The following is a 15,062-nucleotide window of genomic DNA, read 5'->3' on the forward strand; positions in this document are numbered from 1 at the left end:
CCATGAATGCCTATCGCTTGCTCGCGTTGGGGGTGCTCGCCTGCGCCTTGTCCGCCTGCAACCCACTGATGCAGGCCTCGCTGAGTACTCTGAGCGCCAGCTTCAGCAGCCCGGCTCCGCTTGAGCTGACACGCGCTCAAGTCAATTCTCTCCCCTACTACCAGATCGAGATCACCACCCAATACGGCTCAGCGGTGATGGCGCTGGTACGCACACAAGGCGACCTGCAGTACTGGCAGGCCTCGTCGCGCCAATTGCTACTCCTGCAGGATGGCGTGGTGGTGCGCACATTGGGTTTCCCGGACGACTTGCTGGGAACTCGCCTCGCGCCGGGCTCGCCCTTTGTCACCGGGCTGCAGCACATCGGCGAAGACCAGGCAAGCCAGCGCTGGATCGATCTCGGGCCCGGTTACCTGCTCGATGTTCCGCTCACCGGCAATCTGCGCCGCGCCGGCGTCGAAACCGTGCACATCCTCGATCAGGACCACAGGCTGCTGCGAATTGACGAGCAACTGCACGCGCCGATCAAGGGCATGGCGGCTACCAACAGCTACTGGGTCGACCCGAATGACGGGTTCATCCTGCAAAGCCGGCAGCAGGTCACTCCCAGTCTCAACGTCACCATTACTCAGTTGCGTCCCCTTCGGAGCCGGCCATGAAGCTCATTCGGCTAGCCCTGCTCATGGCCGGCTTCGCCGCCTGCACAACCGCCCACGGAGCAACACGAATCGAAGTGCTTGGCGAGTTGCCCTCCCCGGGAGTCAGGGAGATCGACGACGGCCTTCGTCTGGGCGTGCTGCTGCAACAGCTACAGGTCAATCCCCAGAGCTATTGGCTAGGTGCGTCCTGGCAACGCCAAAGCCTGATTCAGGAGCAACGTCGACTAAAGGCCGGCGTCCTGTTCGACCTGAGCCAGGTGCAACGCCTTGCACTGCTGCAGGACAAGCCCGCGCTGGCGAACATTACCCAGCGGCTCGGCGAGCAGGTGCTAGCCCTGCCCGTTACCGGTCGACGGACCTACCACCTCGATCCACTGCAGGTAGAGCTCAACGCCGAGCACTCGCCAAGGCTCCAGGGTGGAGATCGACTGATCTTCCCGCCCCGGCCGGCCACCGTGCGGATCATTGGCGCGGTTTCGGACAACTGCGAGCTGCCCTTCGTTCCACTGCAACCGGCCTATCGCTATGCACCGCAGTGCCCCGCACTTGATGAGGCAGACCCGGATTTCCTCTATCTGATCCAGCCTGACGGCCAGGTCACCCGACTTGGGGTTGCGTCATGGAATCGCGAGGAACAAGCCGCACCACCTGCCCCCGGTGCCGTGATGCTGGTGCCGCTGGATGCCCAGGAGATCAAGGACAGCGCACCGGATTTGAACCGCGAACTGGCCGAATTCCTGGCCACACAACCCCTGCCGGCGGAAAGACCATGAAGCCTCGCCACAGTCTCTGTCTGCTGCTGGTCAGTGCTAGCCTGGCTTCTGCCGATCCGCGCTACACCCAGAACGATTTCGGCGGCGTTGGCCTGCTGCAGACCCCTACCGCGCGAATGGCGCCGGCGGGCGAGATCAGCGTGAACGCCAACCGCACCGATCCCTACTCGCGCTATAGCTTCTCGCTACAGCCCTTCGACTGGATGGAAGGCACCTTTCGCTATACCTCGATCAGCAACCGCAGGTACGGGGAAGCAGACGAGAGCGGCGAGCAGAGCTACAAGGACAAGGCCTTCGACGTCAAATTCCGCTTGTTGCAGGAAACTCGCTGGGCGCCAGAAATTGTGCTGGGCGGTAGGGATATCGGCGGTACCGGGCTGTTCTCCAGCGAATATCTTGTCGGCAACAAGCGCCTTGGTGACCTCGATTTCAGCCTGGGACTGGCGTGGGGCTACATCGGCAATCGCGGCGAGTTGGACAATCCGCTCGGCTGGGTCGACGACAGATTCAATACGCGCCCCAAATCGGAAGGCACCGGTGAGCTGAGCTCCAATAGCTACTTCCGTGGCCACCCTTCCCTGTTCGGGGGCGTCAACTGGCAAACGCCCTGGGAACCGCTGTCGGTCAAGCTCGAGTATGAGGGCAACGACTATCAGCACGAGCCGCTGAACAACAACCAGAAGCAGAACTCCCCTTTCAACATCGGCATGGTCTTCAAGGCCAGCGACTCCATCGACCTGCACGCAGCCTTCGAGCGCGGCAACACTGCCATGTTCGGCATCACCCTGCACACCAACTTCGCCAGTCGCACGGCTCCCGCGAAGGTCAACGATCCGGCCCCGGAACCGCTGCAGCAGAAAGCGACCGCTCGCCAGCCCGATACAGTGGACTGGGCAGACGTTTCCCGGCGTGTAGAAGAGAACGCCGGCTACAAGGTAGAACGCATCACCCGCAAGGACAGCGAAGTGGTGGTGTACGGCGAACAGACTCGCTATCTGTATCCGCCCGAGGCCGTCGGGCGCACCGCGCGCATTCTCGACAACAGCGTCGATCACGAAGCGCAGTGGTTCACCGTCGTCGATACACGCTATGGCCAACCCATGGTCGAAACCAGCGTGCCACGCCGGGTATTCCGCGACGTCGCGAACCAGGAGCGTCCGCTGGAAGACCTTCGCCGCACGACTGAGCAAAACCCACCGCTACCGCAACAGGAAGAACTGGTTTATCAGCAGAAGCCCGTCCCGTTCAACTACAACCTGGGCCTGGGCTACAACCAGAGTATCGGTGGCCCGGATAATTTCCTGCTGTACCAGTTCACCGCAGATCTCGACAGCGAGTATCGCTTCACCCCAAGCCTGTGGGGCAATGGCCTGCTCAGCGCCAACCTGATCAACAACTACGACGAATTCAAGTACGACGCCCCCAGCGGCCTCCCGCGAGTTCGCACTGACATCCGCCGGTACATGACCACCTCCGATGTCACGCTGCCCACCTTCCAGCTGAACAAGACCGCGCGACTGGATCAAGACCTCTACGGCATGCTGTACGGCGGTTACCTGGAAAGCATGTATGCAGGCGTGGGTGGCGAGTTGCTCTACCGCCCAATGAGTCAAGATTGGGCCCTGGGCGCCAACCTCGACCTGGTGCGCCAGCGCGACTTCGACCAGCACTTCGGCCTGCGTGATTACCAGACAGCGACCGGCTTCGTCACGCTGTACTGGCAGACCGGATTCGAGGACATCCTCGCCCAGGTCAGCGCTGGTCGTTACCTGGCTCGCGACTGGGGCGGCACGCTCGATCTCTCTCGGCAGTTCCGCAACGGCGTGCGTTTTGGCGCCTGGGTCACCCTCACCACGGCCAACAAGGAAGCCTATGGCGAAGGCAGTTTCGACAAGGGCATCTACGTATCGATTCCGTTCGACGAGCTGATGAGCAGCTCCACAATGCGCCGGGCCAATCTTTCCTGGGACCCGCTGACTCGCGACGGTGGCGCCCGCCTCAACCACTATTACTCGCTCTACGACCTCACCGAAGGCCGCGACCCGGTAATGTTCCAGAACCTGTTCGGACGCATCGTGAAATAACTCGAAGCTCTCCCGGATCATGGCGCGGAAACCAAAGTCACCCACAATGGTCTGAGGCGCCCTGGATCCAAGGAGAGTTACCTTATGAAAACCCTACCCCTGCTACTGATGACCGGCCTGCTCGCCGCGTGCAGCTCTACTCCCTCCGGTGACAAGGCGTCGCTGGACGGTGAAGTCTTCTACCTGCAGCGTATTGCCCTACCGCCAACTGCCCAGGTCACCGTCAGTCTGCAGGACGTTTCCCTGGCCGACGCGCCCGCCACCGAGCTGGCCCGGCAGCAACTGGACTCCGGGCGCCAGGTGCCACTGGCGTTCCACCTCAACTACGACCGCAACCAGGTCAAGCCGGGCCACAGCTACGCGGTCAGTGCGCGCATCGAGGACAACGGCCGTCTGCTGTTCATCACCACCGAGCGACACAGCGTCAAACTCGACGGTAGCGACCCGCAACCACTACGAGTCCGCGTCGACCCTGTGCGCTGATTCACCGCGCCGCCGGGTTTTCCCCGGCGGCCTTCCTCCGTTAATCTCCCTCCTCCATTCTCCACCGCGGGGCCGCCCGGCCGCCGTGTTTCGCCCAAGGAAGTATCGATGCTGCGATTCCCCGTTCTGCTGGCCGGCGCCCTGCTGTCCTTCAATGCCTTCGCCCTGTCCCTTTCCGACCTCAGCCAGAGCGACGCCACCGGCGGCCTGAAGGATGCGCTGACACAGGGTGCGCAGGTGGCCGTGAAACAGCTCAGCCAACCCGGCGGCTTCAGCAATGACCCGGAAGTGCGCATCGAGTTGCCCGGCAAACTGGGCAAGGCCGCCAAGACCATGAAGCAGTTCGGCATGGGCGCCCAGGTCGACCAGCTCGAAGCGAGCATGAACAAGGCCGCCGAGGCCGCCATGCCGCAGGCCCAGGCGCTGCTGGTGGATGCGGTGAAGAAAATGAGCGTGACCGATGCCAAGGGCATTCTGCAGGGTGGCGAGCACTCGGCGACGGACTACTTGAACCGCAGCAGCCGCGAGCAACTGCGCGCCAAGTTCCTGCCGATCATCAAGCAGGCCACCGATCAGGTCGGCGTCGCCAAGCAGTACAACGCCTTCGCCAGCCAGGCTGCCGCCTTCGGCGTGGTCGACGCGAAGAGCGCGAACATCGAGAACTACGTGACCGAGGAAGCACTGGACGGCCTGTTCAAGCTCATCGCCGAGCAGGAGAAGACCATTCGCCAGAATCCGACGGCCGCTGCTACTGGCCTGGCGAAGAAAGTGTTTGGAGTACTCTGAGCAGCCAGGTGCCGGGGGCGCCAAGAGCGTTCGCGAGCAAGGACTGGGTGTCCCCCTCGCTCCTACAGATAAGTGAAAGCCCGGCAGATGCCGGGCTTTTTCATGCCTACAGATTGGTATCACGCGAGCCTCTGTAGGAGCCCATCGTGCGCGCGAATTGCAGGCATGGCCCGCTCCTGCAGATGCTGCGAGCGATGGGTATCGCTGCGCTCCACGCCATCCTACGAGAAGCTGCCACGCTCCAGTAATCGGGCGGCGTCGCAGAGGCGCAGCCAGATGCTGCCTTGCCATTCCAGTACGGTCAGCGGGTAGCCCTGTACCTCGCGCACGCTCTGACGAGGACCATAGCCCGTTGGCAGTTGGGCATCGCGCAGGGCCGGTACGACTTCGTTGCTCAGCCATTGGCGCAGGTTGCGGTTTTCCGGGTGGTAGAAGTAGACCAGCAGCAGTGTGTAGAGGCCGCTTTCGCTGACCAGCAGTTCGTCTTCGGTGCCACCGAGCAGGCGCTCCCAGCGGTACTGGTCGGGATCGAGCTTGCGCGGGACGCGGGCGGTGAAATGGGTGTTGGTCAGGCGCGCCAGGTCGCGGGTGGAGAACCAGGCCTGGCGATCAATCAGCAGGCCGCGCAGGGTGCGGTCGAAGCGATGGAAGGTTTGGAAGCTCAGGCCATTGTCGGCCGGAAAGAGCGTTGAAGGGTTCATGCGGTCTCTCCTTGTACAGCGAAAGAGCCGCCCCCGGAAAAGGGAGGCGGACCGTGCAAGGGTGGAAACCGGGCGGTTACGCCATAGACCGGTCGGGCCGAAGCCCGCCTCACACGGTCCGCCATAGACAGCCAGAGTCAACCCAGCCTCGATTGAGGCCGGGCATTCTCTGCTATGGCGATTGACGTAACCACTCAGGTTTCCACACCTGGCCACGGCTGTTCCGTGGCGGAGAGAACGCTAAGCAGCAGGCTTGTAGGACCGCAACGCCATTGATGAGTCAGGCGGTTCCTGAACGATTACCACGTACCTTACGGAACGATCCGGGTCTGGGAATCGGCTTCAGGAAAAGCTCATGAGAGTGACAGGTCGAAAGGTTCGCGTATGTCGGACGATTCGTTTCGGGCGGCCAGACGGCGGATAACGCTGCGCGTTATTCGCCCTACGTCGAGGTTCGATGAGGAATCGAACTGTAGGAGCGAGCTTGCTCGCGAACGGCCTTCCGGCAACTCCTGCGCTGGGCGGGTTCGCGAGCAAGCTCGCTCCTACAAGTAAACGCTGGCGCTGACAGCACCGTAGGGCGCATAACCTGGAACAGGTTATCCGCCGGCCTTTACAGGGCGGCCAACGCTGGCGCGTTATCCGCCCTGCACGCAGTTACTCACACTGCCCCATGCCTTCGTCAGGCTTCCTTCTTCACCCTGAACCACGCCGCATACAGCGCCGGCAGGAACAGCAGCGTCAGCGCCGTGGCGACGATCAGGCCACCCATGATCGCCACCGCCATCGGGCCGAAGAACACACTGCGCGACAGCGGGATCATTGCCAGCACCGCCGCCAGGGCGGTCAGCACGATGGGGCGGAAACGCCGCACCGTGGCTTCGATGATGGCGTGCCAGGTATCCATGCCATGGGCGCGATCCTGCTCGATCTGGTCCACGAGGATCACCGAGTTGCGCATGATCATCCCCGCCAGGGCGATGGTGCCGAGCATGGCGACGAAGCCGAAGGGCTTCTGGAACACCAGCAGGAACAGGGTTACGCCGATCAGGCCCAGCGGCGCGGTGAGGAACACCATGATCATCCGCGAGAAGCTGCGCAGCTGGATCATCAGCAGGCTGAGAACCACCACGATGAACAGCGGTACGCCGGCGTTCACCGAATCCTGGCCCTTGGCCGAGTCTTCCACGGTGCCCCCGACCTGCAGCAAATAGCCGTCCGGCAATTCGGCACGGATCGGGTCAAGCGTCGGTGAGATCTGCTTCACCAGCGTCGCCGGCAACGAGTCGTCGTAGATGTCGGCGCGCACGGTCACAGTCGGCAGGCGGTTGCGCCGCCAGATGATGCCTTCTTCGAAGCCGTATTCCAGCGTCGCCACTTGCGACAGTGCCACGCTGCGGCCGCTGCTGGTCTGCATCGACAGGCTGGGCAGCTGCGAGAGGTCATGCCGGCCGCGCTCGTCGCCGCGCAGGAGGATCTCGATCAGCTCGTTGTCCTCGCGGTAGTAGCTGACGGTGGAACCGGTCAGCGAGCTCTGCAGGAACTGCGAGATATCCGAGGTGCTCACGCCCAGGGCGCGGGCGCGCTCCTGGTCGATGTCGAGGAAGATCGCCTTGCTTGGCTCCTCCCAGTCCAGGTGCACGTTCACCACATGAGGGTTCTCGCGCATCTTGTCGGCGACCTTGCGCGCCAGCTCGCGGACTTCCGGGATGTGCTCGCCGGAGACGCGGAACTGCACCGGGTAGCCCACCGGAGGACCGTTCTCCAGGCGGCTGATGCGCGTGCGCAGAGTCGGGAAGTCCTCGTTCATGTGCTTGATCAGCCACTGGCGGATTTCCTCGCGCGACTCCAGGCTCTTCGCCAGGACCACGAACTGCGCAAAGCTCGCCGCCGGCAGTTGCTGGTCCAGCGGCAGGTAGAAGCGCGGCGAACCGGTGCCGACATAGGCCACGTAGTTGTCGATGCCCGAATGCTCGGCGAGCATTTTCTCCAGGCGATTGACCTGCTCGGTGGTGGCGGTGAGCGAATCGCCCTCGGCCAGTTTCAGGTCCACCAGCAATTCCAGGCGTGCCGACGGCGGGAAGAACTGCTGCGGCACCAGGCGGAACAGCATGATCGAGCCGATGAAGGCGGCCACGGTCAGCAGGATCACCGTCTTGCGGTAGCGCACGCACCATTCCACCACGCGGCGGAAGCGCTGGTAGAAGGGTGTCGAATACGGGTCGTGACCCTTGTCACTGCCACCGTGTTTTTCCGCGTGGCGCTTGGCGAGATCGGGCAGCAACTTCTCGCCCAGGTAGGGCACGAAGACCACGGCGGCGATCCACGACACCAGCAGCGCGATGGTCACCACCTGGAACAGCGAGCGGGTGTACTCGCCGGTGCCCGATTGCGCGGTGGCGATCGGCAGGAAACCGGCAGCGGTCACCAGCGTGCCGGTGAGCATCGGGAAGGCCGTACTGGTCCAGGCGTAACTCGCCGCCTTGAGCCGGTCGTAGCCCTGCTCCATCTTCACCGCCATCATCTCCACGGCGATGATCGCGTCGTCCACCAGCAGGCCCAGCGCCAGCACCAGCGCGCCGAGGGAAATCTTGTGCAGGCCGATGCCGAAGTAGTACATGCAGGCGAAGGTCATCGCCAGCACCAGCGGGATCGATAGCGCCACCACCAGGCCGGTGCGCAGGCCGAGGGAGAAGAAGCTCACCAGCAGCACGATGATCAGCGCCTCAGCCAGCACGCGGACGAACTCGCCGACGCCTTCGCGCACCGCTGCCGGCTGGTCGGACACCTTGCGCAGCTCCATGCCTGCCGGCAGCGTCTGCTGCAGGCGTTCGAATTCCGAGTCGAGCTTCTTGCCCAGCACCAGGATGTCGCCGCCGTCCTTCATGGCCACGGCGATGCCAATGGCATCCTCGCCCATGAAGCGCATACGCGGCGCGGGCGGGTCGTTGAAACCGCGGTGCACCTCGGCCACATCGCCGATGCGGAAGGTGCGGTCGCCGACGCGGATCGGGAAGGAGCGGATGTCCTCCACCGAATCGAAGCGCCCGGACACGCGCAGTTGCACCCGGTCAGTGGCCGTCTCGAAGAAGCCGGTGGCAGTCACCGCGTTCTGTTCTTCCAGCGCCTTCTGCACCGCCGCCAGCGGCAGGCCGAGGGTGGCGAGCTTGGTGTTGGACAGGTCGATCCAGATCTTCTCGTCCTGCAGGCCGACCAGTTCGACCTTGCCGACGTCCTTGATGCGCTGCAGTTGCAGCTGCAGGCGGTCGGCATAGTCCTTGAGCACCGCGTAGTCGAAGCCCTTGCCCGACAGCGCGTAGATATTGCCGAAGGTGGTGCCGAACTCATCGTTGAAGAACGGCCCCTGGATGCCCTGCGGCAGGGTGTAGCGGATGTCGCTGACCTTCTTGCGGATCTGGTACCAGAGCTCGGGAATGTCGCGGGAGTGGAAATCCTCGCGGGCGACGAAGGTCACCTGGGATTCACCGGGCCGCGAGAAGGAGATGATGCGGTCGAAGTCGCCGGTCTCCATCAGCTTCTTCTCGATGCGCTCGGTGACCTGGCGCGAGACTTCCTCGGCGGTCGCGCCAGGCCAGTTGGTCTTCACCACCATGGCCTTGAAGGTGAATGGCGGGTCTTCGCTCTGCCCGAGCTTGGTGTAGGACAGCGCACCGACTATGCCCAGCAGCAGCATGAGGTACAGGACGATGGAGCGGTTCTGCAGCGCCCAGGCGGAAAGGTTGAATTGCATCGGGCGTTACTCCTTCGCCACCAGCTTGATCGACCGGTTCTCCCGGTCGACAGGCCGTACCTCCTGCCCTTCACGCAGCACCTGGACACCGGCTGCCACCACCCAGTCGCCATCCTTCAAACCTTCGAGCACCGGCACACGGTCTTCGGCGTAGGGACCGACGCGCACCGGGCGACGGTGCAGGGTGGAAGTCTTCGGATCGACCACCCAGACAAATGGCTGGCCTGCCTCCGAGGTCAGCGCGGCCAGTGGCACCGCCAGCGGCACGGCGCCCTCGGCATGGACGTAGACGCGGGCGCTCTGGCCCAGTTCGGCGGGCACTTTCGGATCGTCGAAGGCAACGCGCGCTGCAAAGGTGCGCGATTGCGGATCGGCCGCCGGCGACAGTTCGCGAATCTTGCCGCTGAAGCGCTTGTCACGCTGCGACCAGAGCTCGACGCTCACTGCTTCACCAACGCGGAAGCGCTCGAAGGCATGTTCGGGGAAGCTGATCAGTACTTCGCGGTCGCCATCGGCGGCCAGGGTGAAGACAGTCTGCCCGGCGGCGACCACCTGCCCCACCTCCACACGGCGCGTGGCGATCACGCCGTCCTGGGGCGAGCGCAATACCGCGTAGCCAGCCTGGTTGCTGGCCACGTCGTATTCGGCGCGAATCTGCTTCACGCGCGCTTCGCCGGCGCGGTAGGTGTTCTCGATGTTGTCGAACTGCGACTGGCTGACCAGCTGACGCTCCAGCAGGGTCTTGTAGCGCGTGTATTCGGAGCGGACGGTCTGCAGGTTGGCTTCGGCTGCCGCCACCTGCGCACGGGTGGCTTCGAGCTGCAGACGAACGTCTTCAGGATCGAGTTCCGCCAGCGGCTGATCCTTCTTTACCCGCTCGCCGGTTTCCACCAGGCGCTTGCTGACCTTGCCACCAATGCGGAACGCCAACTCCGGCTCGTGGCGGGCATGGACTTCGCCGGGATAGGCTTCGGTGATGTCACGCGCCGGCAGCGGCTGTACCACAATGGCCGGACGCACAGCGGGCTTGGGAGGCTCGCCATTACCGCAGGCAGAAAGGGAAAGGATGAAGGCAGCAGGCAGCGCGACAGACAGAGCATGGCGGAACATGATGTGTGACCTTTCGCAAAACGCGGTTGGAATTCTTATACTCCCCGGTATAGTAAAAATACAGAACCCATCAGTCCAGTATTAGAAATGTAAAATCATGTCGCCATCGAACTCATCGAACGGCCCGGGTCGCCCCAAGGACCCCGCCAAGCGCCAAGCCATTCTCGAGGCCGCCAAGGAGCTGTTCGTCCGCCATGGCTACGACGGCAGCAGCATGGAGGCCATCGCCGCCGAGGCCGGGGTGTCCAAGCTCACCGTGTACAGCCACTTCACGGACAAGGAGACGCTATTCGTCGAAGCCGTGCAGGCCAAGTGTGCGGAGAACCTGCCAGAGCTGTTTGCAGAGCCATCGGCCGATGCGCCGCTGGAAAGCCTGCTGCTGAACCTGGCGCGCGGCTTCAATCAGTTGATCAACAGCCCCGAGGCCATTGCGCTGAGCCGGCTGATGATTGCCCAGGGCGGGCAGAACCCGCATCTGTCACAGCTGTTCTTCGACGCCGGCCCGCAACGCGTGCTGGACCAGATGGAGCGCCTGCTGGAGCAGGCTCGCCAGCAGGGAAAACTGGCGATGGATAGCCCGCGCCGGGCCGCCGAGCACTTCCTGATGCTGGTGCAGGGCTGCGTGCACTTCCGCCTGATGATCGGTTGCGTGGAGCCGCCGACCGAGGAGGAGTCCGAGGCTCACGCGCAGGAAGTGGTGGCGCTGTTCCTCAAGGCTTTCAGGCCCTGACTCACGCCGGAGTGCCTAGGGAAGAAGCGAGCTTGCTCGCGAACAGGACTTCCCGGCGAGTTCGGCGTTAGGCGGGGTCGCGAGCAAGCTCGCTCCTACAAGAGCATCAGCCCCCGCAGACTGGCCCGCACCGCCGGTGTAACGGACTTCCCTCACCCCAGCCCCCCGCTCCTGAGGGAGAGGGAGCAGGCCGTACCGGCTGACGCCACCGTTTCATCCTGCATCGATCGGTCCCCTCTCCCTCAGGAGCAGGGCGCGTAGCCAGGGTTAGGGTGAGGGCTGGATCGCACGAGGCATTATCAGCCACGAGCAGACCCGCAAATTGGCCGTCAGCCCTTGAGGCTCTTCAGCGGATAGATGTCATAGCGGCTGGACTTGCCTTCCAGGCTGTAGCTGGGCTTCTGCCCCTCGATGATCGGCGCTTTACGCGGGCGCTTGACCACCACCCGGTGGCTGGCCAGCTTCAGCGCCGCATCCAGCAGCGCCGGCGCGTCCAGGTCATCGCCCACCAGCGGGCGGAACAGGCGCATTTCCTTCTTCACCAGCGCGCTCTTGTCGCGGTGCGGGAACATCGGGTCGAGGTAGATCACCTGCGGCGCCTCGCCTTCCCAGGCGGCCATGCGCTCGATCGCATTGCCCTGCAGCAGGCGCATGCGCGCGACGATGGCGCCCACCTCGAAATCCCCCGCCGCACGGGCCAGGCCGTCTTCCAGTAGTGCGGCGATGATCGGTTGGCGCTCGGTCAGGTGCATCTCGCAGCCCAGGGTCGCCAGCACGAAGGCGTCCTTGCCCAGGCCGGCGGTGGCATCCAGCACATGGGGACGCACGCCCTGCTGGATACCCACGGCCTTGGCGATCATCTGCCCGGCGCCGCCGCCGAACTGGCGGCGGTGAGCAGTGGCGCCTTCGAGGAAGTCCACCCGCACCGGGCCGGGCGAGTCCGGCCCCAGTTGCAGCAATTGCAGGCCGTCATCGCCCAGTTGCAGAGCGAAGTCCGCATCCCCCTCGCCCATCGGCAGCCCGAGCCGCTGCGCCCACTGCTCGGCGGACGCCTGCCAGGCAGGCGCCAGGGCCTGGACGACGATGCGCGGCGGAGTGAGGACTTCGGTCATGGCGGGGCGATCCTGGAAAAAACCGCGATTCTACCGCAGCGCGCAGCCGGCGGGCTCAACGGCAGATCTGCCAGCCGCCCAGGTCGAGGTGGAAATGGTCATGGTGGGCGCGGTTGTAGTCCGGTCCCAGCACGGCGTCGAAGTTGCTGCAGGCGCCGTCGCGCACGGCACGCAGGAAGCGAGCGGCATCGCCCTCCCCCGACCAGTCCCTGGCCACGACGATGCGCCGGCCGTCGGCGAGGCGGAAGGCGGCAATGTCCAGCGCGTTGGCACTCGCGTGCTGGCTGCGGCGGGCATCGGCGCGCCCGTAGATGTTGCGGCAGGCAAAGCTGCCCAGGTGCTCCACGCCAACCACCGGCTGGCCGTAGACGGCCCTTGCAGCCGGTTGCAGCGAGTGCCGCTCGAACAGCGCGAAGCTCACCGCCAGCGGGCAACTGGCGAGGAAGCTGCTGCTCAGCTTTACCTCGGCGGCCTGCACGCGCCAGACGTTCTGCAACGGGCAACCGGCGACCGGCTCGCTGTCGGCCATCGGCTGCGCCTTGAGATCAGAACTCTGCAACGCCAGGCGGCACAGGTCGAGTTCGTCACGCAGTCGCCAGAGCTTGTAGCGGGTCAGCAGGTTGGGCTCATCGCGCACATCCAGCGGTGCCCAAGGATTCCAGCGAGCTGGCACGCTCAGCCACTGCTGCTGCACCGATAACGCGAACCCCGCGCAGGCGAGGACGAAAGCGAGCAGCCACCAGCGCAAGCGTCAGCCCCGGAAGAGTCCGTTGATGCGGTCGAAGGGCATGGCGTTGTGCATCGGCTTGAGGTCGCCCTTGGCCAGCGCTTCGGCGCTACTGAAGAAGGCGCCGTAAGCCGCGCGTGCCAGGGTCGAACCGACGCTGACGCGCTTCACCCCCAACGCTGCCAGCTCCTCCAGGCCAAGTTGCACGGCGGGCGAGCCCACCAGCACGTTGACCGGTCGCGGTGCCACGGCGCTTACCACGGCAGCGATTTCCTCGCGAGTCTTCAGGCCCGGCGCGTAGAGCACGTCGGCACCGGCTTCGGCGAAGGCCACCAAGCGGCGGATGGTGTCGTCCAGGTCGGCACGGCCATGCAGGAAGTTCTCCGCCCGCGCCGCCAGGGTGAACGTGAAAGGCAGGGCCCGGGCCGCCTGCACGGCGGCGGTGATGCGCTCGACCGCCAGCTCCAGCGGATAGATGGGTGTGTCCGGGCGGCCGGTGGCGTCTTCGATGGAGCCGCCGACCAGCCCGCAGGCGGCAGCCAGGCGGATAGTCTCGGCGCAATCGTCAGGCGTATCGCCGTAGCCATTCTCCAGATCGGCGGCAACCGGCAACGGCGTCGCCTCAATGACCTGCCGCGCATTGGCCAGGGCTTCGTCGCGACTGACGGCACCTTCGGCGTCGCGGCGTCCCAGCGCGAAAGCCAGCCCGGCGCTGGTGGTCGCGAGGGCTTCGAACCCCAGGTGGGCAAGCATCTTCGCCGAGCCGGCATCCCAGGGGTTGGGCAGGACGAACAGGCCCTCGCGCTGGTGCAGCGCACGGAAGGCTTCGCCGCGTTGTTGTTGATGGGTCATGGCTGTCTCCTTGCCGAACGGGAAGGAGCAGGTTAGCCCCCTCGCCCGCTCGCCGCCATGCACAGTTGGGGTGTCAGAGCAGGCCGAGCTGCTCCACTTCCGGCTTCGGCTCGAACAGCGCCGGCAAACCTGGAAGGCGCTCGCGCAGCAAGGCATGGAAGCGCTGCGCCTGTTCGGCGGCGCGGTGGTTGTCCGGCGTGTGGAGGAAAACGTAGGGCGTCAGGCCCTGCTCGATCCACTCGGCCACCTTGCCGACCCAGGGCGCAAGGTGAACGAGATTGGCGTCCAGGTCCGGCCCACCGATGAAGCGCACCTGCGGGCTGTCGCTGAAGGCCGCCGGGCGCACCGGTACCTTGGGCTTCTTCGACTGTGCGTGCAGCACGGCAGGATCGTCAGACCGGCAGGCAAACAGCGCCCGCGAGTCCAGGCAGATACGTTCTACACCGCGATCCAGCAGTAGCCGGTTCAGCACCCGCTCCTCCTCGCCCTTGGCAAAGAACGCCGGGTGTCGCACCTCGACGGCAAGGCGACGCTCGGCGAAGGCGTCGAGCCAGGCCGCCAGCTCGCCCAGTCGATCCGGTCCGAAACTGGCCGACACCTGCAGCCACAGCGGCGCGACGCGCTTACCCAGCGGTTTCAGCAGATCAAGGAAGTCCCGCGTGTTCTCCAACTGGCCGCGCAGGTCGCCCTCGTGGCTGATATCGCGGGGCAGCTTGGCGCAGAAGCGGAACGTCTCCGGCATGGTCTGCGACCAGCGCGCGAGGGTATCGGCGTTGGGGCGGGCGTAGAAAGTGGTGTTGCCTTCCACGGCGTTGAACACCTGGGAGTAGAAGCCCAGGGTATCGGCGGGACGCAGGTCAGCGGGATAGAAGGTGCCGCGCCAGGCAGGCTCGTTCCAGGATGGACATCCGAGGAAATACGGCAGCGACATCGAATCAGGCGTAGAGGTCGAGACCGAGGACTTCCTGGCCTTCGTACTGGCCGGCCATGCTGGCGGTGCTGGTGTAGCTGGCCAGCGCCTGGGCAGCACGGGAGCTCAGCGGGCGCTGGTACTCGATGTCTCGCAGGGTCGCCGGCACGCCGTAGCTGCTGGCGCTGGAAGATTCGACGCGGCGGGTCTGCGGCTGCGAGTCCAGCCCCTGGCTCGCCGAGGTCGGCGCGGGTTGGTCGCGGCGGGCTTCGACGTCACTCTGCACATCCCGATACGGCGTGACCGCAGTGCCCGTCCGGGAACCGCGCTCAGGCGTCTGGGATATGGAAGTGAAACCGTCGATACGCATGTCAGAAACTCGGT

At 64.7% G+C, this 15,062-nt stretch carries 14 protein-coding genes; 6 read left to right on the forward strand and 8 right to left on the reverse strand.

Going from position 1 to position 15,062, the window contains the following annotated elements:
* The first annotated feature begins 2 nt into the window (after positions 1–2).
* The 5 genes from G4G71_RS24895 to G4G71_RS24915 all read left to right on the forward strand — a co-directional run bounded on the left by G4G71_RS24895 (position 3) and on the right by G4G71_RS24915 (position 4,785).
* Entirely contained in the window at positions 3–659 is a 657-nt protein-coding gene (locus tag G4G71_RS24895) for a YjbF family lipoprotein (RefSeq protein ID WP_169940986.1), read from the forward strand.
* Positions 656–1,432 (forward strand): capsule biosynthesis GfcC family protein, encoded by a 777-nt coding sequence (locus tag G4G71_RS24900; RefSeq protein WP_169940988.1) that lies wholly within the window; start codon positions 656–658, stop codon positions 1,430–1,432. The genes G4G71_RS24895 and G4G71_RS24900 overlap by 4 nt, the downstream gene beginning before the upstream one ends.
* The gene (locus tag G4G71_RS24905; protein ID WP_169940990.1) at positions 1,429–3,516 is read left to right on the forward strand and encodes a YjbH domain-containing protein; all 2,088 of its coding nucleotides are present in this window, start codon (positions 1,429–1,431) and stop codon (positions 3,514–3,516) included. Before G4G71_RS24900 ends, G4G71_RS24905 begins: the two co-directional genes overlap by 4 nt.
* A gap of 84 nt (positions 3,517–3,600) precedes the next feature.
* A complete protein-coding gene (locus G4G71_RS24910) occupies positions 3,601–3,999 on the forward strand; it encodes a YbaY family lipoprotein (protein ID WP_169940992.1) in 399 nt (132 codons plus the stop codon).
* A 108-nt stretch (positions 4,000–4,107) separates the two neighbouring features.
* Positions 4,108–4,785, forward strand: a complete 678-nt coding sequence (locus G4G71_RS24915; RefSeq protein ID WP_169940994.1) for a DUF4197 domain-containing protein — start codon at positions 4,108–4,110, stop codon at positions 4,783–4,785.
* A gap of 221 nt (positions 4,786–5,006) precedes the next feature.
* Here the strand turns inward: G4G71_RS24915 and G4G71_RS24920 are convergent, their stop codons facing one another.
* The 3 genes from G4G71_RS24920 to G4G71_RS24930 all read right to left on the reverse strand — a co-directional run bounded on the left by G4G71_RS24920 (position 5,007) and on the right by G4G71_RS24930 (position 10,347).
* Positions 5,007–5,486, reverse strand: a complete 480-nt coding sequence (locus G4G71_RS24920) for a BRO-N domain-containing protein (protein WP_240964835.1) — start codon at positions 5,484–5,486, stop codon at positions 5,007–5,009.
* A gap of 682 nt (positions 5,487–6,168) precedes the next feature.
* A complete protein-coding gene (locus G4G71_RS24925; RefSeq protein WP_169940996.1) occupies positions 6,169–9,237 on the reverse strand; it encodes an efflux RND transporter permease subunit in 3,069 nt (1,022 codons plus the stop codon).
* A gap of 6 nt (positions 9,238–9,243) precedes the next feature.
* Positions 9,244–10,347 (reverse strand): efflux RND transporter periplasmic adaptor subunit, encoded by a 1,104-nt coding sequence (locus tag G4G71_RS24930; protein ID WP_054908289.1) that lies wholly within the window; start codon positions 10,345–10,347, stop codon positions 9,244–9,246.
* A gap of 97 nt (positions 10,348–10,444) precedes the next feature.
* On the opposite strand from G4G71_RS24930, the gene G4G71_RS24935 reads away from it, so the two are divergent.
* Positions 10,445–11,077 (forward strand): TetR/AcrR family transcriptional regulator, encoded by a 633-nt coding sequence (locus G4G71_RS24935; RefSeq protein WP_037009583.1) that lies wholly within the window; start codon positions 10,445–10,447, stop codon positions 11,075–11,077.
* A gap of 329 nt (positions 11,078–11,406) precedes the next feature.
* On the opposite strand, the gene G4G71_RS24940 is transcribed toward G4G71_RS24935, so the two are convergent.
* The 5 genes from G4G71_RS24940 to G4G71_RS24960 all read right to left on the reverse strand — a co-directional run bounded on the left by G4G71_RS24940 (position 11,407) and on the right by G4G71_RS24960 (position 15,048).
* The gene (locus tag G4G71_RS24940; protein ID WP_169940998.1) at positions 11,407–12,189 is read right to left on the reverse strand and encodes a class I SAM-dependent methyltransferase; all 783 of its coding nucleotides are present in this window, start codon (positions 12,187–12,189) and stop codon (positions 11,407–11,409) included.
* Between the two features lie 55 nt (positions 12,190–12,244).
* The gene (locus tag G4G71_RS24945; protein WP_240964836.1) at positions 12,245–12,937 is read right to left on the reverse strand and encodes an extensin-like domain-containing protein; all 693 of its coding nucleotides are present in this window, start codon (positions 12,935–12,937) and stop codon (positions 12,245–12,247) included.
* Positions 12,938–12,940: 3 nt separating this feature from the next.
* Positions 12,941–13,768, reverse strand: coding sequence for an isocitrate lyase/PEP mutase family protein (locus tag G4G71_RS24950; RefSeq protein WP_169941000.1), 828 nt, complete (start codon positions 13,766–13,768; stop codon positions 12,941–12,943).
* A 73-nt stretch (positions 13,769–13,841) separates the two neighbouring features.
* Positions 13,842–14,699 (reverse strand): DUF72 domain-containing protein, encoded by an 858-nt coding sequence (locus G4G71_RS24955; RefSeq protein ID WP_169941003.1) that lies wholly within the window; start codon positions 14,697–14,699, stop codon positions 13,842–13,844.
* Positions 14,700–14,703: 4 nt separating this feature from the next.
* Positions 14,704–15,048 carry a hypothetical protein gene (locus G4G71_RS24960; protein ID WP_024765660.1) on the reverse strand — a complete coding sequence of 115 codons (345 nt, stop codon included), beginning with the start codon at positions 15,046–15,048 and terminating at the stop codon, positions 14,704–14,706.
* Positions 15,049–15,062: the final 14 nt, after the last annotated feature.

It is taken from the genome of Pseudomonas multiresinivorans (genome assembly GCF_012971725.1).
Lineage (GTDB): Bacteria > Pseudomonadota > Gammaproteobacteria > Pseudomonadales > Pseudomonadaceae > Pseudomonas > Pseudomonas multiresinivorans.